The organism is Flavobacterium sp. SOK18b, from assembly GCF_014156605.1.
In the GTDB taxonomy this organism is placed as follows: Bacteria; Bacteroidota; Bacteroidia; order Flavobacteriales; family Flavobacteriaceae; genus Flavobacterium; species Flavobacterium tiangeerense.
The window spans coordinates 21,325-46,079 of the sequence record NZ_QKNZ01000005.1; the positions used below are offsets into that span (position 1 = coordinate 21,325).

Sequence of the window (24,755 nt, forward strand, 5' to 3'; positions counted from 1 at the left end):
CCCTTTCTATCCCTCATTCAGCACTGCTATAAACAGTTACGGCAATCCGAAAGCTAAAGTGAAAAAATAAAATATCGAAGCAAAATCTAATTTATTTATTACTTTAGTAAAAAATAAATTATGAAAACACTAGCAGAATGGTTTGAAGAATATAGCGTAAGCCACAAGAACCTGACCAATAAAAAGATTCATTATATCTGTGTACCTCTTATCTTTTTTTCGGTGTTTGGTTTGTTCATGAGTATCCCGAGTGGTGTTTTATCTCCACTAGCCTCACTAAATCCGGTACTTGCCAATTGGGCTTTTGTTATATTGCTATTTGTTTTGTTTTTTTACTTTAGGCTCTCCTTAGTAATGGGGATAAAAATGACCTTTTTTACTGCTATTTGTCTCATCGGAAATTATTTAGTATCCCAATATGTGTCGTTAGTTTGGTTTTCTATAATTGTATTCACCGTAGGTTGGATTGGTCAGTTTTATGGGCACAAAATTGAAGGTAAAAAACCATCTTTCATTAAAGATTTACAATTCTTATTAATTGGCCCAGCATGGGTAATACACTCGGTGTTTAGCACCAAATAAAAATGATGTGAAATTGTATTTCATACTTCGTTTCTTTACAGCATAAATAGAAAAAACAGTATCACACAAAAAAGCAACTTAAAATAAAACAGTTGCTGTTTTTTTATGCCTAGCAGTCCCAAAAAAAATCTAGTAAAACTCTTTATAAATTGCATTCAAAAAAAGTGTAATTTGTAGCGCAATTCAATCAAGATAAAACTTCAATAGATGCAACTATTTACCATGAAAAAATACATCTTAATTTTATTTTTTATGACAGTAACCGCCTTCTCGCAGCAGTATGAAAAGAATTGGTCACAGATCCTAGTCCAAGAAAATAAAGGCAAAATAAAAACAGCGAGTGAACTTGTTGATGCTATTTACAAAAAAGCAAAAAAAGAGCACAATGAAGTTCAAATCATTAAATGTTTTTTTTACAAGTCAAAATACCTGCAAGTTCTTGAAGAAGATGCACAAAGCAAAATCATTCGCAATCTTAAAGCCGAAATAAATACTGCAAATATACCTTCAAAAGCAATTTTGAACCTAGTGTATGCGAAGTGTTTGAGCGATTATAATGACGACTATGAAAATATTGCAGTCGCAGTTGTGGATACAATCGCACTCGAAAATGAAAATAGCGAAGAGACGATTGACAGTGCAACAGTTAATGACTATAATACATTACAAGACATTGACAAAATATTCGAAAAAACATTAGAAAACGAGGCTGTTTTAAAAACAACTCCGCTAACCAATTATGAGGCAATTTTTGATTTTTTTACTTTAGAAAAATTAAAAAAAGAAAACCTGTTTGATTATTTGCTAAAAGAAAATATTGTCTTTTACAAATCAAAAATAAATGAATGGCAGTTTGAAGCGAAACAATTTGAAGCTTATAAAAATAATTTATTAGGAAATACTGATGCCTTTTTAAAATTAAACCTTGAATTGATTGAAGATGAAAATTTAAAAAAAGTACTTTCCTTGTATCAAAAGCTAGAAGCTGATGCACCAACTATTGAAAATAAATTAGAGCGCATACTATTTTGTTCTAAGTATCTTATAAAATCTGATGAAAATTTACTGATTGCATTACTTGACATAGAAAAAGTAACAAATGAAACTGTTGAATTACAAAAAATTAAATTAGAAAAAGCTACCATTTTCGGCAAATTAGCATCTAAAGAGACACATCCCGATTATAACAATAAAGCGTTAGCCGAATTAGAAAGCATTTTGAACACCAACAATAATTCTAATACGTTCAAACTGGCACAACAAGCCAAGGAAGAACTACTTTCAAAAACCATTCAAGTTGAACTGCAACAATACATTTATAATAGAGAAAATACAAGAGTATTTATTCGATATAGAAACACCAACAATTTAAAGGTTTCTTTTTTTAAAATAAGTAATAGAAAAATTGTAGAATTTCACAATACATACCAAAAACGTGACAGTTTGGCTACTCAAATTGTGACTAATAAAAAACCATTACTAACAAAAAACTACCAACTTGTTGACAAAAAAGATTATTTTGAATACACCACTGAAGTACTTCTACCACAATTAGAAACAGGTAGTTATTTGGTCTATTTTGAAAGTGATACTGAATCCAAAGAAACAAAAGGATTTGGGTTTGAAACCATCACAGTTACGAATATTTCAGTCTTGGCAAATACAAAAGATGGTACCGAATATTACACTGTTTTAGATAGAAAAACAGGACTACCATTAGAAGATGTTACCATAAAATTGCTAAACAAAACCATAAAAACAGATAAAAATGGACTCGCTTTTCATACAAAAGAAAAAGACAATTATGCTAATGGGGATATACAATTCTCAACCAAAAATGACTCCCTATTCATCCAAAAGGAATATTTAAATAACAGTTATGATTATAAAAAAATAGAAGATAAAAAAATTGTTAGAAAAGTTGAATTTTACCTGGACCGTGCTATTTACAGACCCGGACAACCGGTTTATTTCAAAGGAATTGCCATTCAACAAAAGAGTAACAAATCCAATGTTGTTCCCAATACTTCTTTCCTAATAAGCATTCAAGATCCTAATTACAATAACTTTAAAGAATTTGAAGTTACCACAAATGAGTTTGGTTCTTTTTCTGGTGAATTCATTTTGCCAAAAACAGGCTTGACGGGAAATTTTAGAATTCAAGCAAAACACACTGCAGCTTACACCAAAAATATTTCTGCTGACATTACAGGAGACGAACAACCTTTGTTAAATAATGTAACTTTTGAAAACTCATCAACTTATTTTAATGTTGAAGAATACAAACGTCCGAAGTTTGAAGTGACTTTTGAACCTAAAAAAGAAAGCTTTCAGGTGAATCAATCAGTTACCGTAAAAGGAATTGCCAAAGCATTTGCTGGAAGCACGATTTCGGATGCCAAAGTAACCTACACCATAACTCGTTTTACGAATTCTTTCAGAAATTATTATAGTAACGAGCCCGAAGAAACTTTAATTAGTAGCGAAACCAAAACAGATGCTTCTGGCAAATTTGTGATTGATTTCATTGCACAACCGTCTAAAAATGCGACTAAGGAACAGCTTCCTATTTTCAATTATAGAATAAACGCAAGCGTTACCGATATTAATGGAGAAACACATACTGCCGTTACCACTATTAAAGTAGGCTACCATGATTTGGTATTGAATGCTTTTACTGCAAACAGCATAGAAACGAAAAACAAAAATGAAATTACACTGAGCAGCACAAATTTAAATGGAGAATTTAAAGCTACAAAAGGAGAAATTAAAGTGTATTTCGTAAATCCGTTTCAAAATAAATTCAAATCTAGAGTTTTCACACAACCCGAAATCGCTACTATTTCGGATGCCGATTTTGAAAAATTATTTCCTTACGAAGTTAACCAATCTGAAACTTCCAAAAAACCAACTGAAATCTTACTGTTTTCTAAGAAAATAGATACTGAAAAGGACAAAAACATCGCACTCGATTTCATTACTGATTATCAATCTGGAAATTATAAAGTTGTATTTTCGGCCAAAGATAGTTTTGAAAACCCTATCGAAACTGTTTCTAATTTCTCAATCATACAAAGCAAAGACAAGTACAACCCAAATAAATTATTTACTATTGAGCAAATCAACAAAGACCCAAAAAAGGATGGTTTTGTAACCTTTGAAATCCGCTCTGCATTAGACTCATTACATATTCATACTACTGCCATTTATAAAAACGGCACTTTTAATGAACAAGACATTGTTTTAGAAAACAAACAAGCTACAGTCACTATTCCCCTTCAAAAGGATTTCGAAAAGTCTCTAAAAGTTGGCTTCCAAAGTGTGTTTGAGAACCAGGCATTTACGGAACAACTAGAAGTTGCATTAAAATCTGAGGAACCTAAAATGGAAATTTCAGTGGAAAGTTTTAGAAATAAAATTCAGCCTGGAACTATTGAAAATTGGTCATTCAAATTGAATGCTTCTAATACTAATTTGGAGGCTGAAATGTTGGCTTCCATGTATGACAGTTCTTTAGACCAGTTTACCAAAACGTCGTGGGACGCATTAAATTTTAATGATTTTAGTAGAAATAATATCTACTTCAAAACAGGTTTAGGATTTGAGAATACGTATATCTATTTTCAGAATTTAAATTTAGAATCAATTCCATTAAATCTTCTAAATGAAATTAGCCTCCTAAAATGGTTTGGCTTTAATTTTAATGAATCAACTTATGGAAATGGAATGTCTTTCTATGAGATAAAAGATAAAAAACTTGGAAGTGAAATGATAAAAGGAGATCCTGATGCAGTGCTAACTGCAGAGCCTATAGGTACAGGAACAGCAGCCGTACTTGAAGAAGAAGAAGAAGAAGAAGTATATAAAACTGCTCTAAAAGTTGATATGGTAAAATTCACAAAACCTATTGTCATTCGGGGAAATAGCACTTCATCTGAAGAAAATAGTACTTTATACATAGTAGACGGAGTAACAATGACCATGGAGCAAATAAAAGCAATTGCACCAAATGACATTATTGACATCGAAGTTTTAAAAGCCGACAAAGCAACGACTTTATACGGCGAAAAAGGCAAAAATGGTGTCATCATCATCACCACCAAAAAAGCACTTGAAGCCTTAACACAAGTAAAAGCAAGAAAAAATCTTTCTGAAACTGCTTTCTTTTACCCAAATCTAAAAACCGATAACAAAGGAAAACTTAGCTTTAGCTTTAGCGCACCAGAGGCTTTAACCAGTTGGAAACTCCGTTTGTTAGCGCATAACAAAGCCGCTGTTTCAGGGTATTTAGAAAAAATGACCGTTACTCAAAAAGAACTAATGATTACCCCAAATTTTCCTCGTTTTTTTCGAGAAAAAGATTCAATCGTGATTACAGCCAAAATTGCAAACATCACCAATGAAACTAAAAAAGGAATGGCCGTTTTACAACTTTTTGATGCCACTACCATGCAAGCAGTTGATGTTAAAATGGCAAATAGTAACACCGTCAAAAACTTCACTATTGCAGCATTTGGAAACACATCTGTAAGTTGGAAAATCTATATTCCTGAAGGTTTACAAGGAGTTCAATATAAAATAGTAGCAAAAGCAGGAGACTTTTCAGATGGTGAAGAAAACATTGTACCAGTTTTAACGAATAGCATGCTTGTCACAGAGAGCATTCCGGTTTGGGTTAGAGACAATTCTAAAAAAGAGTATTCACTTGAAAATTTAAAAATCAACACCTCTACTACTTTAAAAAACCATCAATTTACCTTTGAGTACACCTCAAATCCTACTTGGCTCGCCATTCAATCCTTGCCATACTTAATGGAATACGAACACGAATGTGCTGAACAAACATTTGCACGTTACTATTCGAATGCGTTGGCGTCAGAAATCATTTCAAGCAACCCAAAAATTGAAAGTCTTTTTAAAACTTGGACAGCAAACAAAAAAAATGACTCCAAACTGGAGGAGAATGAAGAATTGAAATCAATAATTCTAGCCGAAACACCATGGATCAATGATGCAAAAAGTGATGCCGAAAAAAAGAAAAACCTAGCTTTACTTTTTGATTTGGAGAAAATGAAAAGTGCGCAAAAAATTGCTTTTTCCAAATTAAAACAGAAACAAAAACCTTCAGGAGGCTTTGGTTGGTTTGACGGCGGAACTGAAAGCGAATACATTACAAGACATATCTTGGCGGGTCTAGGGCATTTAACAAAATTAAGCAAAACTATTAACAGTACTGAAAAAGTAGCACAAATTGCTAAAACAGGCATTCCATTCTTAGACCAAAAGTTTTTAGAGCAACATAAAAATAGAATAAGTGTATCAACTCCATCAGAAAAAATAATTTGGCACAATCCATACTCTGAATTGCATTACCTCTATACGCGTAGTTTTTATGTAGAGCAGCAACCTCTTTCTGATACGATAAAGAAAGCCACAAAATGGTATATTGCAACTGCAAAAAAAGATTGGCTATCCTATTCCCTATACGAAAAAGGTTTGGCAGCACTAACATTAAATCGATTTGGTGAAAAAGATACTGCCAATAAAATAATCGAAAGCTTAAAAGAAACAGCCTCTAACAATGAAGATTGGGGCATGTACTGGATTGCTAACAAAGCAGGCTGGTATTGGCATCAAGCACCTATTGAAACGCAAGCTTTGCTCATTGAGGCTTTCGCCGAAGTGACAAACGACAAGAAAGCAGTAGACGAAATGAAAGTTTGGTTGCTAAAAAACAAACAAGTTAAGAACTGGCCTACCACAAAAGCAACTACCGAAGCTGTCTACGCACTACTAATGCAAGGAACTGATTGGTTGAGTGTAAAAGACAATACCGTTATCAAAATTGGTGACGAAAAAATACTTACCAAAAAACTCTCCGAAAACGAAAAAGAGGCCGAAACTGGTTATATAAAACTCAACTGGAAATCAGATGAAATCAAAAAAGAAATGGGAACTATTAGCATTCAAAACAAATCAAACGTTCCTGGATTTGGTGGGATTTATTGGCAATATTTTGAAGAATTAGATCAAATAAAAAATCATTCGGGAGGTGTTTTATCGGTTGCAAAAGAATTGTTTATCAAAAAAAACACAGCTAATGGTGATGTTTTACAAAAAATAAATGTAACAATTCCATTACAAATTGGTGACTTAGTTACAGTGAGATTAATCATTACGGCAAAGGAAGACATGGAATTTGTTCATTTAAAAGACCTAAGAGCCTCTTGTTTTGAACCTGTAAATGTACTCTCCGAATACAAATACAAAGGAGGATTAGGATTTTACAACAGTACAAAAGATGCTGCTACTCATTTCTTTTTTGACTCCATAAACAAAGGAACCTATGTATTAGAATATGACATTCGTGTCAATAATGCGGGAGCATTTTCAAATGGAATTACAACTATTCAAAGTATGTACGCCCCAGAATTCAGCAGTCATAGCAAAGGGATTCGTATAAAAGTTAAAAAATAAATTATGTATGCCACAAAAAAAATCCGCTTCAATTTCTTGAAGCGGATTTACTATTTGTAAAGGAAAATTAGTCGTTTAACATTTTCCACAATTTATCTTTTAATTCTGTAAGACCTTGTTGCGCTACAGAAGATATAAACATGTATTGAATATCTTTAAAAGATGCATCCAGTTCTGTTTTCAATTCAGCCTTCAATTCATCATCGAGCATGTCGCATTTAGAAATGACTAATAAACGCTCTTTATCCAGCATTTCTGGGTTGTACTTGGTCAACTCATTCACAAGAATATCATATTCTCCCTTGATATCTGGTGTATCAACAGGAACTAAAAATAACAATGTAGAGTTACGCTCAATATGTCTTAAAAAATAATGTCCAAGACCTTTACCTTCAGCAGCTCCTTCAATAATTCCCGGAATATCAGCAATCACAAAAGATTGAAAATCTCTGTACGCCACAATTCCTAAATTAGGTTTTAAAGTTGTAAAAGGATAATCAGCAATTTTTGGCTTGGCCGAAGTCAAAACAGATAACAATGTTGACTTACCCGCATTAGGAAAACCAACTAAACCTACATCAGCAAGCACCTTCAACTCCAATATAACATCCATTTCTACTCCTGGCAAACCTGGCTGAGAATATCGTGGTGTTTGATTGGTTGAGCTTCTAAAGTGCCAGTTTCCTAAACCACCTTTTCCACCGCGAGAAAGTATCTGTTTTTCTCCCTCTTCGGTAATTTCAAATAAAATCTCTCCTGTTTCCTTATCTTTTACAACAGTACCAAGTGGCACCTCTATATATTTATCATCTCCATCAGCACCAGTACTCCTATCTCCACTTCCATCTCCACCATTACCTGCTTTGATATGTCTTGCAAACTTGAGATGAAACAACGTCCATAATGCTTTATTCCCTACTAGATAAACGTGTCCACCTCTTCCTCCATCACCACCATCCGGCCCACCATATTGTATGAACTTTTCTCTATGCAAGTGCGTAGATCCTTTTCCACCTTTTCCAGATGAAACATATATTTTAACGTAATCTACAAAATTTCCCTCAGTCATTTTTTTTAGTATTCAGTTACAGTTCTAGTTTCTTACTTCTCATATTAAAAAACTGGGACTTAAAACTATTTTAATCTTTTAAGGCTTTCACCATTACTTTATCAATCTTCACGCCATCCATATCGATAACCTCCAATTCAAATTTTTGCCAAATCAATTTCTCACCTTGTTTGGGTATGTGTGACAGTTCTGTCATTATTAAACCACTTAGCGTAGTTACTTCATAATCATTTATTAATTCGTCTAATTCAAAATAAGTCAAGAAGTCATGCAACGAGTAATGTCCATCTACTAACCACGAACCATCTTCTCTTTCTATCAATTGAAAATCATCCTTATAAAAATCAGAAGCATCACCTACCAGTGCTTCAAGGATGTCATTCAATGTAATTACTCCTTGAAAAACACCATATTCATCAGATACAAAAGCATAATGAATACCTGATTTCTTAAAATTTTCTAACGCCACATAAGCAGTAGTCTGCTCCATCATAAAAGGAGCTTCGGTCATGATTGATGCTAAATTGAATTCATCGTTTTCAAAATGAGCAAAAATATTTTTAAGGTTCACCACACCTACTATATCATCGTAATTTTCATTAAATACGGGATAAATAGAATGAAGTTCCTTGAGCATAAACTCTCTTACCTTTTCCTTATCTGCATGAAGTGGTAAAAAAACAACCGACTTGCGATGTGTCATTAAAGAATTGATTTTTCGGTCACCAATATGAAAAACACGCTCCACAATATCTTGTTCAATTTCTTGAACTTCTCCTCCCTCAGTTCCCTCCTTAATGATAGCTTTTATTTCTTCCTCGGTTACTTTTCCATCAGCTGTTGGTTTAATTTGCAAAACATCTAATAAAAAATCTGTAGAAGTAGTAAGAAGCCAAATAAAAGGAGCTGTCACAATTGATACCATTTTCATTGGCAAAGCAACTGCCTTAGCAATACCTTCTGGATGGTTTAGTCCTATTCGTTTGGGTAACAATTCTCCTAAAACCAAAGAGAAAAAAGTCAATACTACCACAACTAAACCTACTGCAACTGGCTGTGCATAGGGTTTTAAAAATTCAAAACCACTTACAAAAATTTCTACATCTTGAGTAATCTTATCACCACTGTAAATACCCGTTAAAATCCCAATCAAAGTAATACCTATTTGTACTGTTGATAAAAATTTATTGGGAGAATTTGCAAGGTCCAATGCTATTTTAGCGCTTTTATTGCCTTTTTTTGCTGCTGTCTCTAATCGGTTTTTTCGAGCTGAAATCAATGCTATTTCTGACATTGAGAACACTCCGTTTAGTAATATCAGAAAAAATATTATTAGTATTTCCAATTTTTTAATGGATTCGTTTATATCTCTTGTTCTGCGTATTTGAAATTATCAATTATAAATTATCAATCACTGCACTTACTCTTTCCGTAATTTCAGCAATGGAACCAATCCCGTCTACGATGAAAAATTTATCTTGATTTTTATAAAAATCCATCAAAGGAGCAGTTTTTTCATTGTATTCTTGGTATCTGTTTCTGATTTTTTCTTCGTCTTGATCATCAACTCTACCGCTTGTTTTTCCTCTTTCAAGTAAACGCTGAATTAAAATCTCATCGTCAGCCTCTAGCGCTACTGTAGCTGCAACTTTTGACCCAATAGATTCTAAAAAACCATCTAATGCTTCTGCTTGAGAAAGTGTTCTTGGATACCCGTCAAATAAAACACCGTTTGTATCTGGATGTTTATTGACTTCATCAATTAGCATTTTAGTAGTTAATTCATCAGGTACAAGATCCCCAGCATCCATATAAACACGGGCTTGTTTGCCTAACTCCGTATCATTTTTTAAATTAAATCTAAAAACATCACCTGTTGAAATGTGAGTTAACTTGTATTTTTCTTTTAAAAACTCTGCTTGAGTTCCTTTTCCAGCTCCTGGTTTGCCAAATAAAACGATATTAATCATGTTGTTTTGTAGTTATTCTTTTAATTTATATACTTCAGGTAAGTTTCTTCCAAGTCCGTCATAATCTAAACCGTATCCTACAATAAATTTATTAGGAATTCGAATTCCGATGTAATCAATTTTGATGTCTTTCTGGTATGCTTCAGGTTTAAAAAAAAGTGTTGCAATTTTAAAATGTTTCACATTTTGTTTTTTAAACAATTCTTTTAGTTCAACTAAAGTATTTCCTGTATCTACTATATCCTCAATAATAACAACAGATCTACCAGTAAAATCTTGATTAATTCCTATCAATTGCTTTACCTCATTCGTTGTTGAAGTACCCTCATACGAAGCCATTTTTATAAACGAAACCTCACATGGTTTTTTATATTGTTTTACAAAATCAGCTACTACCATAAAAGCACCGTTAAGCACTCCTACAAAAATAGGCGTTTCATCAGCAAAATCTGCCTCAACTTGTGATACCATTTTAGCTATAGCAAAATCAATTTCTTTTGCCGAAATAAATGGAACAAATTGTTTATCGTGAAGTTGTATCATTATTTTTGTATTTAAAATAATGGGCAAAGATAGCAATTTCTCACTTTACATCTTAGAATAATTGTTACAAGAATAGCCATACTTTAAAATTAAAAAAAATCTTTTATGCTAAATCCAGAATTGTATCAAAAATTACAAGAAAGCACGGCTCATGTAGCTAGTAAAGTAGTAAATACTCAATACATTTTAAGCAATCCAGACTTGATGCCAGATTTTTTTGAAATTGTTCTTTCAACATCAGACAAAAATCATCACAAAGCCTGTTGGATCCTGGAAATGATTTTAGAAAAAGACTTGCATCTAATTTTCAATTATTTAGATCAATTTTGCGAGACCTTAACTTTATATACAAACTACAGTGCCTTGAGATCCATATCAAAAATTTGCATGTTTCTATCACTGCATGCTTCCCTTAATGAGAAACAAGAAAAACTCTTGATAGAAAGTAGCTATGACTGGCTCATAGATCCTGATGGAAAAGTAGCCACAAAGGCTTATGCCATAAGAACACTCTACCAAATGGGTAAAAAAAATACAGAAATACATGCTAATCTGGCCAGAATACTAACTGATGATTACACTAAACATTCATCTGCTTACAAAGCCGTTGCCAGAGAAATCATGAAGAAAATTGCTTAGTACTTTTCGGTTTGACCTTTAACAAGTATCTTTGCAGAACATACAACTACTGCTTACAAATAACTGCAACACATTAATTGTAAAGAAATAAAACAACAACACAATGAACTACTTTTCATCTGATTTTAAATTAGGAATTCTTGGCGGCGGCCAATTAGGCAAAATGCTATTGACCGATACCCGAAAGTTTGACATACAAACCTTGGTTTTAGAACCAAATGAAGAATCACCTGCAAGATACAGTTGCAATGCTTTTTACCAAGGAAGTTTAATGGATTATGACACCGTTTATCAATTTGGAAAAATGGCAAATCTATTAACTATTGAAATTGAAAATGTAAACTTAGATGCTTTAGACGCACTAGAATCTGAGGGTTTACCAATATTCCCATCGCCAAAAACATTGCGAATGATTCAGAATAAAGGTCGTCAAAAAGATTTTTATGTCGAAAATAACATTCCAACTTCACCTCATCAACGATTTGTAGATTTAAATGATTTGAGAAAATCATTAGAGAAAGACGAATTAGAATTTCCTTTTGTGTGGAAATGTGCTCAATTTGGCTATGATGGAAACGGAGTAAAAGTATGCCGTTCAGCAATAGACTTAGTTAAATTACCAGATGTTGAATGCATTGCGGAACAAATGGTTCCGTTCAAAAATGAGTTGGCAGTTATTGTTGTTCGCTCTGCTTCGGGCGAAGTAAAAACGTATCCTGTGGTTGAAATGGAATTTCATCCCGAAGCCAATCAAGTTGAATATGTGATTTGTCCCGCCCGAATTGATTCAAGAGTTGCCCAAAAAGCAATCGAAATAGCATTAAAAGTTTCTGAGGCGTTTGATCACGTTGGATTATTAGCTGTGGAAATGTTTCAAACCGAAGACGATGAAATTTTAGTCAATGAAGTCGCTCCAAGACCACACAATTCCGGGCATTATTCTATTGAAGCGAGTTACACCTCTCAATTTGAAAATCATTTACGCGCCATTTTAGACTTACCATTGGGAAATACGGATAGCAAAGTTGCCGGAATTATGGTAAATTTGGTTGGCGAAGAAGGTTTTTCGGGTCAAGTACTTTATGAAAATATCGAAAAAATAATGGCAATTGATGGCGTTACACCTCACATTTACGGCAAAAGAGAAACAAGACCTTTTCGAAAAATGGGACATGTTACAATTGTAAATCAGAATATGGTTGAAGCAAGGAGAATTGCGGAAGAAGTTAAGAATAGTATTAGAGTGATTTCATAAATTAAAAGATTGAAAAATTGAAAGATTGAAAAATTGGTTTGCAACAAAATTTAAAATTCCACTCTAAAATCTTTAAATTCTTAAATCTTTAAATCTTTAAATAAAAAATAATGAAAGTAGCCATCATAATGGGAAGCATTTCGGATATGCCAGTAATGCAAGAAGCCATCGACATATTAAAAGGATTTGACATCGAAACTGAAGTTGATATCGTTTCGGCACACAGAACACCTGAAAAATTATTTGATTTCAGTAAAAATGCCCACAAGCGTGGTATCTCAGTAATTATTGCTGGTGCTGGTGGCGCGGCGCATTTACCCGGAATGGTTGCTTCTATGTCACCGCTTCCTGTTATTGGCGTTCCTGTAAAATCGAGCAATTCTATTGATGGTTGGGATTCGGTTTTGTCAATACTTCAAATGCCAGGTGGCGTTCCCGTAGCAACAGTAGCGCTTAATGGAGCCAAAAATGCTGGAATTCTTGCAGCGCAAATCATCGGTAGTCACGATCAATGTGTGTTAGACAAAATCATTTTTTATAAAGAAGGATTAAAACAAGCCGTTGACAAAGCAGCATCTGAATTGAAAAAATAATTATCTTTATTAAAAAGAAAACTATGAATATTCACACTTCAAAAATTGAGTTAGCCAAAGTTATTTTGGATATTGAAAACCCAAAATTGATTGAAGAAATTATTCATTTGATTCAATCTAAATCTACTTTAACCGAAAAACAAAAGACAGCCATCGATGAAGCCATTTTTTCTTTAGAAAACAAGGAAGGGATTGCTCATGACTTGGTCATGGAGGAAACAAGAAATCGATATTCAAAATATTTCAAATAGTGATTGTTATTTGGTCTCCACAAGCAAAAAAAGACTATTGATAAAACATTGATTATCTTGAAGCTGAATGGTCATTTCAAGATGTTGTAAATTTTATAGACAAAGTAGACAACACAATAGCTCTATTAGTAAATAACAACATTGAATTTATTTCTACAAATTACAAAAACGTAAACAAAGTTGTAATTACGAAACAAATAACACTTTATTACAGAATAAATTCTAATACCATCGAATTACTCCGATTTTGGAATACGTACCAAGATTTAGAAAATTTTAAACTTTAAAACGTAAGGACAGTTCCGACTTGTCCCTTCAAATAAAATTATGAAAACACTTACCTCAACATTCAATACCAAACACAATACAGCCCCATTTTCGGCAATAAAACTAGAAGATTACAAACCTGCTTTTATTGAAAACATCGCTGCTGCAAAAGCCGAAATTGATGCCATCATCACTAATTCTGATGTTCCAACCTTTGAAAACACGATTGTGGCTTTAGATTTTGCTGGTGAACAATTGGATAGATTATCTTCGATTTTCTTCAATTTGAATTCAGCTGAAACTAATGACGAAATGCAAAAAATCGCTCAAGAGGTTTCTCCGTTGTTGACTGAATTTAGCAATGATATTGCTTTAAACGAACACTTATTCAAACGAGTAAAAGCCGTTTATGATCAAAAAGATTCGTTGACATTATCCACGGAGCAAGCGACTTTATTAGATAAAAAATTCAAAGGATTTTCTAGAAATGGAGCTTTGTTGAATGAAGAAGACAAGTTAAAATTACGCGAAATTGATACCGAATTAGCCAAAATTAAATTGACGTATGGCGAAAATGTTTTGGCTGAAACCAACAACTATCAATTACATATCACCAACGAAGAGGATTTAAAAGGTTTACCTGATGGCACCAAAGAAATGGCCGCAAGTTTGGCAAAATCAAAAGAACTCGAAGGATGGGTTTTCACTCTTGATTTCCCGAGTTACTTGCCTTTTGTAACGTATGTTGACAATCGCGAATTACGAAAAGAAATTGCCATTGCTGCCGGAAAAAAATCATTTCAAGACAACGAATTCGATAATAAAGAAAACGTAAAACGCATTGTAGAACTGCGTCATAAACGTGCTAATTTATTGGGATACAAATCACATTCTGATTTTGTTTTGGAAGAACGAATGGCTCAAAATCCTGAAAAAGTACTTTCTTTTTTGAATGATTTATTAGAAAAAGCGAAACCAGCCGCCCAAAAAGAATTTACTCAATTAACCGCTTTCGCAAAAGACCTAGACGGAATTGATCAATTAGAAAAATGGGATGGCGCTTACTATTCTGAAAAATTAAAACAAAAATTATTCAACTTTGATGATGAGATTTTAAAACCTTATTTCAAGTTAGAAAACGTGTTGAATGGCGCTTTCACTATTGCTGATAAACTATTCGGTATTACTTTTAAAGAAGTTTTTGATATTGACAAGTACCATGAAGATGTTCAAACTTTTGAAGTTTTGGATTTCGAGGGACAATTGGTTGCTATTTTCTACGCTGATTTTTTCCCAAGAAAAGGAAAACGAAACGGCGCTTGGATGACATCTTACAAATCGCAAGCTATGAAAAATGGAATCAATGAAAGACCACATGTTTCTATTGTTTGTAATTTCACACCTCCCACAGAGACTAAACCATCTTTATTAACTTTCAATGAAGTAACGACCTTATTCCACGAGTTTGGTCACGCCTTACACGGAATGTTAGCTAATACGACTTATCCAAGTTTGTCTGGAACATCGGTTTATTGGGATTTTGTGGAATTGCCAAGTCAAGTAATGGAAAATTGGTGCTACGAGCCGGAAGCATTGGCATTGTTTGCAAAACATTATGAAACGGGTGAAGTTATCCCTCAAGAATACGTAGAAAAAATCAAAGAAAGTGCGAGTTTTTTAGAAGGAATGGCAACATTAAGACAAATCAGTTTTGGACTTTTAGATATGACCTATCACGGAAAATCGCAAGCAATTCAAGATGTAAAAGCTTTTGAAAAACAAGCAATGGCAGGCACTAGTTTGTATCCTGATGTTGCTGAGAATTGCATGAGCACCTCGTTTTCACATATTTTTCAAGGTGGATATTCTTCTGGATATTATAGTTACAAATGGGCCGAAGTTCTAGATGCTGATGCGTTTGCTTATTTTCAAGAAAAAGGAATTTTCAATAAAGAAGTTGCTACAAAATTCAAAGACAACGTACTTTCAAAAGGTGGCACCGAATTACCAATGGAATTGTATAAAAAATTTCGTGGTCAAGAACCAAAGGCGGATGCGTTGTTGAAACGTGCTGGGTTGCTATAGATCAATGTTAAAACACATAGTAAGTTATAAAAGGAAGTCGAGGTAGCAATATCTCGACTTTTTTAATGGGATTTGCGTTAGGGATTGCAGTGAAAAGCCCACAGTAAGGAGGAACGACGAAACGAGGACTTGCAACGAAAAGCCCGACCTGAAAGGGAACGCCAAAAAAGAAAACAAACTTTCATTTATTATTGAAAGTTTGAAAACATTATTTATCTTTACACTATGGAATTCAAAGAAGCAAAAAATAAATTCGTTCAAACTTGGGGTGCATTAGGCAGTCAATGGGGAATTAACAAAACCATGGCTCAAATTCACGCGCTTTTGATGGTTTCACACGAAGCCGTTTCGATGGAAGACATTATGGAAGAATTGCAAATTTCACGCGGCAACGCATCTATGAATCTACGTGCTTTGATGGATTGGGGAATTGTTTATAAAGAATACAAAGCGGGCGAACGACGCGAATTTTTCACCGCTGAAAAAGACTTAGACGAATTGGCTTTGAAAATTTCAAGAGAAAGAAGCAAACGCGAAATCAAACCTGCGTTAAAGGTTTTAAAAGAAGTTTCCTCCATAACATCAGACAATACTCCAGAAGAAAAACATTTTGTAGATCAAACAACTAAATTGTATGATTTTGTTCTAAAAGCAGATAATGTTTTGGACAAAATGACCGAGTATAAAGACAATTGGCTAGCAAAATTGGTTGTTAAAATAATGAAATAGTTTTTTAAACATTGTAAAAATCACATTATAAAAAACTATTCAATGAGACCAATAAAAAACAATAACAAATAACGAATTAAATAGTACTAAAAAAATTTAACTGTAACTTTCATTTTTTTCTGAAAGTTTAAAAATAAAACTTAAAATTATGAGCTTCTTAACCGCAGAATGGAATGATTTAGCAATGTTCAATTACGAAATCGATCCAAAAAACTTAGAAAATTATGTTCCAAAAGGAACTGAACTCGATTTATGGAACGGCAAATGCTACATTAGTTTAATTGGTTTTATGTTTGAAAACGTGAAAGTATTAGGAATTAAAGTTCCGTTTCATGTCAATTTTGAAGAAGTCAATTTACGCTTTTATGTAAAAAGATTCGAAAATGGAATTTGGAAACGCGGTGTTGTTTTCGTTAAAGAAATTGTTCCGAAGCATGCTATAACGATTTTTGCCAACACTTTATACAACGAACATTACCAAACATTGAAAATGCGTCATTCAAGAACTGAAAACGAAACTTCAAAATCTTTTCAATACGAATGGTTCAAGGATGCAAAATGGAATTCTATTTCGATGACAACAGAAAAAAATGCAATTCCGATTGAACTAAATTCAGAAGCCGAGTTTATTACCGAACATTATTTTGGGTACACCAACTATAACAAAGATAAGTCAATTGAATATGCTGTTTCTCACCCAAGGTGGAAACAACTGCAAGTAATCAATTCAAAAATTGATGTTGATTTTGAGAGTATTTACGGCAAGGATTTTAAATTTTTACAAGACCTAAAACCTACCTCTGAATTTCTTGCTATTGGTTCAAAAATAACGATTGAAGGTAAAAAAACGATACGATGAAAACCTTAACTAACCAAACCTTATTATATGACGAAGATTGTCCGCTTTGTCGCGTGTATACTTCTGGATTTATAAAAGCTGGAATGTTGGACAAAAATGGCAAGAAACCATACTGTCAATTATCAGATGAGGAACAAAACTTTATTGATGTCCAACGCGCCTCAAACGAAATCGCATTAGTTAATAACGAAAACAAAACTGTAATTTATGGAATTGACAGTTTGCTAAAAGTAATCGGATTTTCATTTCCGCGGATGGAGACAATCGGAAATCTAAAACCAATAAAGTTTTTTCTGAAAAAATTATATTCCTTCATTTCTTATAATCGTAAAGTAATCATTCCGAGTAAGATTAAAAAAGAAATCAAGTTTCAATGTATTCCTGATTTTAATTATCAGTATCGAATTTTGTACATTTTCTTTGCAACGACAATAACAACAATTGTTTTGTATAAATTTTCAGATTCTATAACCATTTTGCCAAAATCTACTATTGCAAGAGAACTTATCCTTGCATTTGGTCAAATGGTTTTTCAGAGTTTATTTTTAATAAAATTGGACAAGAAAATAATCTTGAATTACATAGGAAATTTAATGACCGTTTCACTATTAGGTTCTTTATTATTACTGCCGATATTGATATTAAATTTAATTGGTAATATCCCAGAACTAATCAATTTGGGTTGGTTTGGAATAACAGGTTTACTAATGTTAGTAGAACATTCACGAAGACTCAAACTACTACAGTTACCTTTTTACTTATCTATAACTTGGGTGATTTATCGACTAATTGCTTTAACAATCATCTTAAATTTAAACTAATGAAAAAGTTAATCATTGCAGCAGGAACAGGATTTTTAGGTCAAGTTTTAGTAACACATTTTAAAGATAAATTTGATCAAATTGTAATTCTAACTCGAGGAAAATCTACAAGTATTGATTCTGTAAAATATGTAAATTGGGATGCCAAAACGCTTTCTGGTTGGGAAAATGAATTAGAAAACGCTTCCGTTTTAATAAATCTTGCAGGAAAATCTGTCGATTGCAGATATACCGCAGCCAACAAAAAAGAGATTTACGATTCTAGAATTGACAGTACCAAAATATTAAATGAAGCGATTTTAAATTGTAAAAATCCGCCAAAACACTGGCTGAATTCATCAACATCTACCATATATAGGTTTTCATTGGATAAACAAATGGATGAAGTTACTGGTGAAACTGGCGATGATTTTTCCATGAATATTGCAAAAAGTTGGGAGAAAGTATTTTTTGAAACTGAAACTACAAAGACATTAAAAACGGCTTTGCGAACTTCCATAGTGTTAGGAAAAAATGGCGGCGCTTTTGTTCCAATAAAAATCCTTGCTAAATTTGGACTTGGTGGAAAACAAGGAAAAGGAAATCAATTTATAAGTTGGATTCACGAAAAAGATTTTGCTCGAGCCATCGAATATATTATTAAAAAAGAGCTGACAGAAGTTGTTAATATTGTTTCACCAAATCCAGTCCGAAATTATGATTTTATGACTACTCTTCGTTGTATAATTGGGGTTCCATTTGGCATACCGACAAATAAACTATTGCTAGAAATTGGATCGTTTTTCATCAGAACGGAAACAGAATTAGTTTTAAAAAGTCGCAATGTAATTCCGAGAAGATTACAGGAAAATGGTTTTACATTTGAATATGAAACTTTAGAAAAAACATTTAAAAACTTAACCAAGAAATGACAACCATACAACTAACAACTAGAATAAACGCCCCAATTGAACTCATTTTTGATTTATCCAGAAACATAGATGTTCATCAACAATCTACTGCCAAATCAAATGAAACTGCTATTGATGGAGTAACTTCAGGTTTAATAAATTTAAACGAAACCGTAACTTGGCGTGGCAAACATTTTGGCGTTTATTTAAAACACAAAAGCTTGATATCAGCAATGGAAATCCCAACTTACTTTGTAGATGAAATGCTCGAAGGCAAGTTTAAATCTTTCAAACACCAGCATACTTTTATTCAGAAAAAAGGATTTGTTATCATGGAAGATAAAATCCAATATGAGACACCTTATGGCATTTTTGGAAAACTGTTTGACCTGTTATTATTAAAAAACCATTTAAGCTCGTTCATTTCTGAAAGGAATTCTTTTATCAAAACACTAGCTGAAAAACATCAAAAATAACCACCAAAAAACAGGGATGCTTTCCACCCAAAAAGAAGCGTAATATCTGGAACGGTTCTCATTTGCATATACTAAAAATAAGATGGTAGTGATTGCCAATCCTGTTTTTAAAGCTAAAAATTCGATTCTAATATCATTTGATAAAAATTCTAACAGTACAAACAAAACCATAAATACAACGCCTATTTGCTTGGTACGTTGCACACCTATTTGTTGCGGAACGGTTTTCAAATTTGGATCATCTAATTTTAAATCAACTATTTCAAAAATTAAAATCAAAACGAAAATCATGATATATCGTTGTATTGCGACTAAAAAAACAAAACTTGTGACTTCTACATTATTGTTAACGATGGGTAAAAAAAGCGTCACTCCTACCCAACATAAAGCCACAATATAAATTTTAATTCCAGCCCAATTTCGGGCATTTTTCTTATTCGGAAAGAAAGGCAATGTATAGAGCAAAACGATGATTAGAAAAACAAAACCAATAATTTGTGTGCCTTTTTCTAAATGAAAAAAACAATAACCCGTAGCTATCAACGATAGAAAACTGAGAAAGGCAATCCACTGAAGTTGAGCACTAAATTTTACTGCTCTACTCCTAACTAAAGCATCATATTTTACAAAATTATAACCCACTATGGTTCCAAAAAAAGTGAAGAAAGCCACGCTAGTGTTATAAGAAATGTGGAACATAATATACGTGAGATGAACCAGCGCAAAACAAGATAATGCCACGTGAATACTGCTATTGATGTAAAATTCAAAAATATTTTTAAAATATCGCATTAGACAAAATTAATCAATGTGTTAATAAGAAAGGCTTTTAGTTGAAAAATTCATAGAAAATCAACTTAAAAAAGGTTATTTATAGCATTTTAATATTTAATTTTACAGCCTTAAATTAAGAAACACACAACCCATTAGACATACAATGAAAACAGACGCTTTTGCTTTAAGACACATTGGACCTAGAGAGAATGATTTAACGCACATGTTAAAAACAATTGGTGCCGACTCACTAGATCAATTGATTGATGAAACCATTCCGAGTGACATCCGATTAAAAGCTGATTTGGACTTAGAACCTGCCATGACAGAGTACGAGTTTGCAAACCACATTTTTAACTTAGGAAACAAAAATAAAGTATTCAAATCATATATAGGTTTGGGGTACAATGCTGCTATTATTCCTGCGGTTATTCAAAGAAATATCTTTGAAAATCCAGGTTGGTATACGGCATACACACCTTATCAAGCAGAGATTGCTCAAGGTCGTTTAGAGGCTATTTTGAATTTTCAAACTACGGTTATCGAATTGACCGGAATGGAAATTGCAAACGCATCTTTACTTGATGAAAGTACAGCTGCTGCCGAGGCAATGGCGCTATTATTCGATGTTCGCTCTCGTGATCAAAAGAAAAACAATGTTAATAAATTCTTCGTTTCCGAAGAAATTTTACCACAAACCCTTTCAGTATTGCAAACTCGTTCTACTCCTATTGGCGTTGAGCTTGTAGTAGGAAACCATGAAGATTTTGATTTCTCAAAAGATTTCTATGGTGCTATTTTACAATATCCAGGAAAATTTGGTCAAGTAAATGATTATGCTGGTTTTATTGCTAAGGCAAAACTAAATGAAATTAAAGTTGCAGTTGCTGCTGATATATTGAGTTTGGTAAAATTGACTCCTCCAGGAGAAATGGGAGCCGATGTTGTGCTAGGAACTACACAACGTTTCGGAATTCCGTTAGGATACGGCGGACCACACGCTGCTTATTTTGCTACGAAAGAAGAATACAAACGTTCAATGCCAGGTCGAATTATCGGTGTGACTGTTGATACTGATGGCAACCGTGCTTTACGTATGGCTTTGCAAACGAGGGAACAACATATAAAACGTGACAAGGCTACATCAAATATTTGTACTGCTCAAGTATTATTGTCTGTAATGGCGGGAATGTACGCTGTTTATCATGGTCCAAAAGGATTGCAATACATAGCTGATAAAGTTCATGCTTCGGCAGTAACATTGGCAAACGAAATAGAAAAACTGGGCTTGTACCAAACAAATACTTCGTTTTTTGACACTATCGTTATCAAAACTAACGCTCAAAAAATTAAAGAAATAGCAGAATCAAAAGAAGTAAATTTCTTTTATGCTGACGAAAATACTGTTTCAATTTCTTTAAACGAAACAACAAGCATTGCTGATTTGAACACCATCGTTTCTATATTTGCTGAAGCTACTGGAAAACCAGCTACAACAATTTCAGAATTAGCAACCGAAAATCAAATTCCGTCTCATTTAGAAAGAACATCTACGTTTTTAACACATGATGTTTTCAACAAACACCATTCAGAAACGGCTTTGATGCGTTACATTAAAATGTTAGAACGTAAAGATTTAGCATTAAACCATTCGATGATTTCACTAGGATCTTGCACCATGAAATTGAATGCAGCCTCTGAAATGTTGCCTTTAAGTATGGCACAATGGAACAACATTCACCCGTTTGCACCATTAGATCAAGCACAAGGATACCAAGAAATGCTAGCTAAACTAGAGCAACAACTTAATGTAGTAACTGGATTTGCAGGAACTACATTGCAACCAAATTCTGGTGCTCAAGGAGAATATGCAGGTTTAATGGTTATTCGCGCATACCACCAATCTCGCGGTGATCACCACCGTAATATTGCTTTAATTCCATCATCAGCTCACGGTACAAACCCTGCATCAGCTGCAATGGCTGGTATGAAAGTAGTGGTTACTAAAACTCTTGAAAACGGAAATATTGATATTGATGATTTACGTGAAAAAGCCATTCTTCACAAAGATAATTTGTCATGTTTAATGGTAACGTATCCTTCTACTCACGGAGTTTTTGAAAGCGCTATCAAAGAAATCACACAATTGATTCACGATAATGGTGGACAAGTATATATGGATGGTGCCAATATGAATGCACAAGTAGGATTGACAAATCCTGCAACAATTGGCGCAGATGTATGTCACCTAAATTTACACAAAACGTTTGCTATCCCTCACGGTGGTGGTGGTCCAGGTGTAGGTCCTATTTGCGTTGCACCACAATTGGTTCCATTTTTACCTACAAATCCAGTAATACCTACAGGTGGCGAAAATGCGATTACTGCAATTTCTGCTGCTCCTTGGGGTTCTGCTTTGGTTTGTTTGATTTCTTACGGATACATTTGCATGCTTGGTGCTGAAGGTTTGAAAAAATCTACTGAGTACGCTATATTAAATGCAAACTACATCAAGGAAAAGCTAAACGGTCATTTTGATACGTTATATTCTGGAGAAATGGGTCGCGCTGCACACGAAATGATTTTAGAGTGTCGTCCGTTTAAAGAAAAAGGAATTGAAGTAACTGATATTGCAAAACGTTTGATGGATTATGGCTTCCATGCTCCTACTGTTTCGTTCCCAGTTGCAGGAACACTTATGATTGAACCTACTGAAAGTGAAAACTTAGAGGAACTAGATCGTTTTTGTGATGCTATGATTTCTATTCGTAAAGAAATTGAAGCAGCGACATTGGAGAATCCAAACAATGTATTGAAAAACGCACCACACACATTGACAATGGTAACTTCTGATACTTGGATTTATCCGTATACACGTGAGCAAGCTGCATTCCCATTAGAATACATTGCCGATAATAAATTTTGGCCAACTGTACGTCGTGCTGATGAAGCTTACGGTGATAGAAACCTAGTATGTTCTTGCGCTCCAATTGAAGCGTATATGGAGAGTTAATTTTCTAATAATATTTAAATAATAAAAATACCTCGATATATCGGGGTATTTTTATTACTATTGCATTGGAAAATAATTCTTACAACTAGATTTTGAAAACAAACCTATTATTATTTTTATTGCTATCCTATTTTGGAACATGTCAAGCCCAGAATTCTGGATTTAAATATTCCCCTGAAAGTATTGATTCACTGGAAAATTACATTACTAAAATAACGAATAATAAAATAAACGAGTTCAGCTCTATTCAACAAAAAAAGGTAAAAGAAATACTTTCAGATCGTAAAGTATCTTTCTTAAAAGATATAAAAGACAGCACATTTATTTTTGACAAAACCATCAATGGATTTCTTAAAAAAATACTTGTCGAAGTATACCAATCTAATCCACAAATTGATTCAAAAGATTTTTATTTTCTGATTAACAAATCCTTAATACCTAATGCTGGATGTTATGGAAACGGTATATTCTCTATCAATTTAGGCCTATTTTCACTTATTGAAAATAATGATGAAATGGCATTTATTATTTGTCATGAATTAGCACATTACATCTTAAAACATAATGACAAAGCACTTATAGAGCATCTCGAAACATTCAACTCTAAGGACTTCAAACAACAACTAAATACCGCCTCCAATAAAAAATATGGTCGAAGGTCTGCTGTAACTTTATTATTAAAGGATTTAAAATTTAATTTTATGAAACGAAGCAGAAGTGCAGAGACACAAGCTGACTCACTTGGTTTTATAATGTTTAATAATACTAAATACAACAAGCAGGCTTCCATAAACATTCTAAAAAAACTAGATTTGACTGATGGGATAATTTTTAATAATCCAACCGATTTAAAACAAAATTTCACCTTTGAAGAATATCCATTTAAAGAAGTTTGGATTGAAAAAGAAGAAAAAATGTTTGATACTACTGAAAGTGCAAATGATTTAGAAATTGACAAAGATTCATTAAAAACACATCCAAACATTCCACTTCGTATAGAAAACTTAATTCACGATCATACTATCACTTCCACAAATGCAACAAAAAACGAAATAGACTTAGTACAGAAAAAAGCATCTGAAAATAGTATTATAACTTTTTTTGACGATTCTAAACTAGACTTTGCTTTGTACCAATTATTATCTCTTCATAAAAAAAATGAATTGGATAGAAAAACCTTTAATAGTTATGTTGCTTACTTATTGAAAAAAGTCTACATCTTAAAAGAAAAACATGTTTTCGGAAAATATGTTGGCCCAGTAAACTCTTTTTCAGAAGAAAAATACATTAATGAAATACGGCTATTTCTAAACAATCTTGAACTAAAAGACCTTAGAAAAATAGGTTATTATTTTTGTCAAAAAAATGAATTGATATCCAAAGATGATACTGAATTCCAAGATGCTTATACTTTTTTCAAGACTTTAAATAAAAATTAATACACTTTAAATACAAACCAATT

19 protein-coding genes are annotated in these 24,755 nt (G+C 33.2%); 14 read left to right on the plus strand and 5 right to left on the minus strand.

What is annotated here, in order from left to right; all coding sequences use genetic code 11:
* Positions 1-120: 120 nt before the first annotated feature.
* Positions 121-582: a DUF962 domain-containing protein gene (locus DNC80_RS01005; protein ID WP_182648462.1), complete on the plus strand. Its 462-nt coding sequence runs from the start codon at positions 121-123 to the stop codon at positions 580-582.
* A 207-nt stretch (positions 583-789) separates the two neighbouring features.
* Positions 790-7,059, plus strand: a complete 6,270-nt coding sequence (locus DNC80_RS01010) for an alpha-2-macroglobulin (protein ID WP_182648464.1) — start codon at positions 790-792, stop codon at positions 7,057-7,059.
* Between the two features lie 67 nt (positions 7,060-7,126).
* Here DNC80_RS01010 and obgE read toward each other — a convergent pair whose 3' ends face one another.
* The 4 genes from obgE to hpt form a co-directional block, all read right to left on the minus strand.
* Complete coding sequence (gene obgE / locus DNC80_RS01015; RefSeq protein ID WP_182648466.1) at positions 7,127-8,128, minus strand: GTPase ObgE; 1,002 nt, start codon at positions 8,126-8,128, stop codon at positions 7,127-7,129.
* A 70-nt stretch (positions 8,129-8,198) separates the two neighbouring features.
* Positions 8,199-9,473: a hemolysin family protein gene (locus tag DNC80_RS01020; RefSeq protein ID WP_182648468.1), complete on the minus strand. Its 1,275-nt coding sequence runs from the start codon at positions 9,471-9,473 to the stop codon at positions 8,199-8,201.
* A gap of 52 nt (positions 9,474-9,525) precedes the next feature.
* A complete protein-coding gene (locus DNC80_RS15945) occupies positions 9,526-10,098 on the minus strand; it encodes an adenylate kinase (RefSeq protein WP_255493141.1) in 573 nt (190 codons plus the stop codon).
* Between the two features lie 12 nt (positions 10,099-10,110).
* The gene (hpt, locus tag DNC80_RS15950) at positions 10,111-10,641 is read right to left on the minus strand and encodes a hypoxanthine phosphoribosyltransferase (protein ID WP_230154034.1); all 531 of its coding nucleotides are present in this window, start codon (positions 10,639-10,641) and stop codon (positions 10,111-10,113) included.
* A 105-nt stretch (positions 10,642-10,746) separates the two neighbouring features.
* On the opposite strand from hpt, the gene DNC80_RS01030 reads away from it, so the two are divergent.
* From DNC80_RS01030 to DNC80_RS01075, 10 genes are all read left to right on the plus strand, one after another.
* On the plus strand, positions 10,747-11,280 hold the full coding sequence (locus tag DNC80_RS01030; RefSeq protein WP_182648470.1) for a hypothetical protein: 534 nt from the start codon (positions 10,747-10,749) through the stop codon (positions 11,278-11,280).
* 103 nt (positions 11,281-11,383) lie between these two features.
* The gene (locus DNC80_RS01035; protein ID WP_182648472.1) at positions 11,384-12,535 is read left to right on the plus strand and encodes a 5-(carboxyamino)imidazole ribonucleotide synthase; all 1,152 of its coding nucleotides are present in this window, start codon (positions 11,384-11,386) and stop codon (positions 12,533-12,535) included.
* Between the two features lie 107 nt (positions 12,536-12,642).
* Positions 12,643-13,128 (plus strand): 5-(carboxyamino)imidazole ribonucleotide mutase, encoded by a 486-nt coding sequence (gene purE, locus DNC80_RS01040; protein ID WP_182648578.1) that lies wholly within the window; start codon positions 12,643-12,645, stop codon positions 13,126-13,128.
* Positions 13,129-13,151: 23 nt separating this feature from the next.
* Complete coding sequence (locus DNC80_RS01045; RefSeq protein WP_182648474.1) at positions 13,152-13,379, plus strand: hypothetical protein; 228 nt, start codon at positions 13,152-13,154, stop codon at positions 13,377-13,379.
* Positions 13,380-13,706: 327 nt separating this feature from the next.
* Positions 13,707-15,731, plus strand: coding sequence for a M3 family metallopeptidase (locus DNC80_RS01050; RefSeq protein ID WP_182648476.1), 2,025 nt, complete (start codon positions 13,707-13,709; stop codon positions 15,729-15,731).
* Positions 15,732-15,956: 225 nt separating this feature from the next.
* Positions 15,957-16,460, plus strand: coding sequence for a GbsR/MarR family transcriptional regulator (locus DNC80_RS01055; protein ID WP_182648478.1), 504 nt, complete (start codon positions 15,957-15,959; stop codon positions 16,458-16,460).
* Between the two features lie 148 nt (positions 16,461-16,608).
* Positions 16,609-17,319, plus strand: coding sequence for a YqjF family protein (locus tag DNC80_RS01060; RefSeq protein ID WP_182648480.1), 711 nt, complete (start codon positions 16,609-16,611; stop codon positions 17,317-17,319).
* Positions 17,316-18,140 carry a hypothetical protein gene (locus tag DNC80_RS01065; protein WP_182648481.1) on the plus strand — a complete coding sequence of 275 codons (825 nt, stop codon included), beginning with the start codon at positions 17,316-17,318 and terminating at the stop codon, positions 18,138-18,140. Before DNC80_RS01060 ends, DNC80_RS01065 begins: the two co-directional genes overlap by 4 nt.
* Positions 18,140-19,051, plus strand: coding sequence for a TIGR01777 family oxidoreductase (locus tag DNC80_RS01070; RefSeq protein WP_182648483.1), 912 nt, complete (start codon positions 18,140-18,142; stop codon positions 19,049-19,051). Before DNC80_RS01065 ends, DNC80_RS01070 begins: the two co-directional genes overlap by 1 nt.
* On the plus strand, positions 19,048-19,506 hold the full coding sequence (locus DNC80_RS01075) for an SRPBCC family protein (protein WP_182648485.1): 459 nt from the start codon (positions 19,048-19,050) through the stop codon (positions 19,504-19,506). The genes DNC80_RS01070 and DNC80_RS01075 overlap by 4 nt, the downstream gene beginning before the upstream one ends.
* Here DNC80_RS01075 and DNC80_RS01080 read toward each other — a convergent pair.
* Positions 19,483-20,298 (minus strand): hypothetical protein, encoded by an 816-nt coding sequence (locus tag DNC80_RS01080; RefSeq protein ID WP_182648487.1) that lies wholly within the window; start codon positions 20,296-20,298, stop codon positions 19,483-19,485. The two genes, DNC80_RS01075 and DNC80_RS01080, sit on opposite strands and share 24 nt — an antisense overlap.
* A 145-nt stretch (positions 20,299-20,443) precedes the next feature.
* Between DNC80_RS01080 and gcvP the strand changes: the two genes are divergently transcribed.
* On the plus strand, positions 20,444-23,293 hold the full coding sequence (gene gcvP, locus DNC80_RS01085) for an aminomethyl-transferring glycine dehydrogenase (RefSeq protein ID WP_182648489.1): 2,850 nt from the start codon (positions 20,444-20,446) through the stop codon (positions 23,291-23,293).
* Between the two features lie 92 nt (positions 23,294-23,385).
* Complete coding sequence (locus DNC80_RS01090; RefSeq protein WP_182648491.1) at positions 23,386-24,732, plus strand: M48 family metalloprotease; 1,347 nt, start codon at positions 23,386-23,388, stop codon at positions 24,730-24,732.
* Positions 24,733-24,755: the final 23 nt, after the last annotated feature.

Excerpts from the sequence above, each read along its gene's own strand:
- DNC80_RS01005 (WP_182648462.1), top strand. The coding sequence starts at position 121 with ATGAAAACACTAGCAGAATGGTTTGAAGAATATAGCGTAAGCCACAAG.
- DNC80_RS01010 (WP_182648464.1), top strand. The coding sequence starts at position 790 with ATGCAACTATTTACCATGAAAAAATACATCTTAATTTTATTTTTTATG.
- obgE (WP_182648466.1), bottom strand. The coding sequence starts at position 8,128 with ATGACTGAGGGAAATTTTGTAGATTACGTTAAAATATATGTTTCATCT.
- DNC80_RS15945 (WP_255493141.1), bottom strand. The coding sequence starts at position 10,098 with ATGATTAATATCGTTTTATTTGGCAAACCAGGAGCTGGAAAAGGAACT.
- hpt (WP_230154034.1), bottom strand. The coding sequence starts at position 10,641 with ATGATACAACTTCACGATAAACAATTTGTTCCATTTATTTCGGCAAAA.
- DNC80_RS01030 (WP_182648470.1), top strand. The coding sequence starts at position 10,747 with ATGCTAAATCCAGAATTGTATCAAAAATTACAAGAAAGCACGGCTCAT.
- DNC80_RS01035 (WP_182648472.1), top strand. The coding sequence starts at position 11,384 with ATGAACTACTTTTCATCTGATTTTAAATTAGGAATTCTTGGCGGCGGC.
- DNC80_RS01045 (WP_182648474.1), top strand. The coding sequence starts at position 13,152 with ATGAATATTCACACTTCAAAAATTGAGTTAGCCAAAGTTATTTTGGAT.
- DNC80_RS01050 (WP_182648476.1), top strand. The coding sequence starts at position 13,707 with ATGAAAACACTTACCTCAACATTCAATACCAAACACAATACAGCCCCA.
- DNC80_RS01055 (WP_182648478.1), top strand. The coding sequence starts at position 15,957 with ATGGAATTCAAAGAAGCAAAAAATAAATTCGTTCAAACTTGGGGTGCA.
- DNC80_RS01060 (WP_182648480.1), top strand. The coding sequence starts at position 16,609 with ATGAGCTTCTTAACCGCAGAATGGAATGATTTAGCAATGTTCAATTAC.
- DNC80_RS01065 (WP_182648481.1), top strand. The coding sequence starts at position 17,316 with ATGAAAACCTTAACTAACCAAACCTTATTATATGACGAAGATTGTCCG.
- DNC80_RS01070 (WP_182648483.1), top strand. The coding sequence starts at position 18,140 with ATGAAAAAGTTAATCATTGCAGCAGGAACAGGATTTTTAGGTCAAGTT.
- DNC80_RS01075 (WP_182648485.1), top strand. The coding sequence starts at position 19,048 with ATGACAACCATACAACTAACAACTAGAATAAACGCCCCAATTGAACTC.
- DNC80_RS01080 (WP_182648487.1), bottom strand. The coding sequence starts at position 20,298 with ATGCGATATTTTAAAAATATTTTTGAATTTTACATCAATAGCAGTATT.
- gcvP (WP_182648489.1), top strand. The coding sequence starts at position 20,444 with ATGAAAACAGACGCTTTTGCTTTAAGACACATTGGACCTAGAGAGAAT.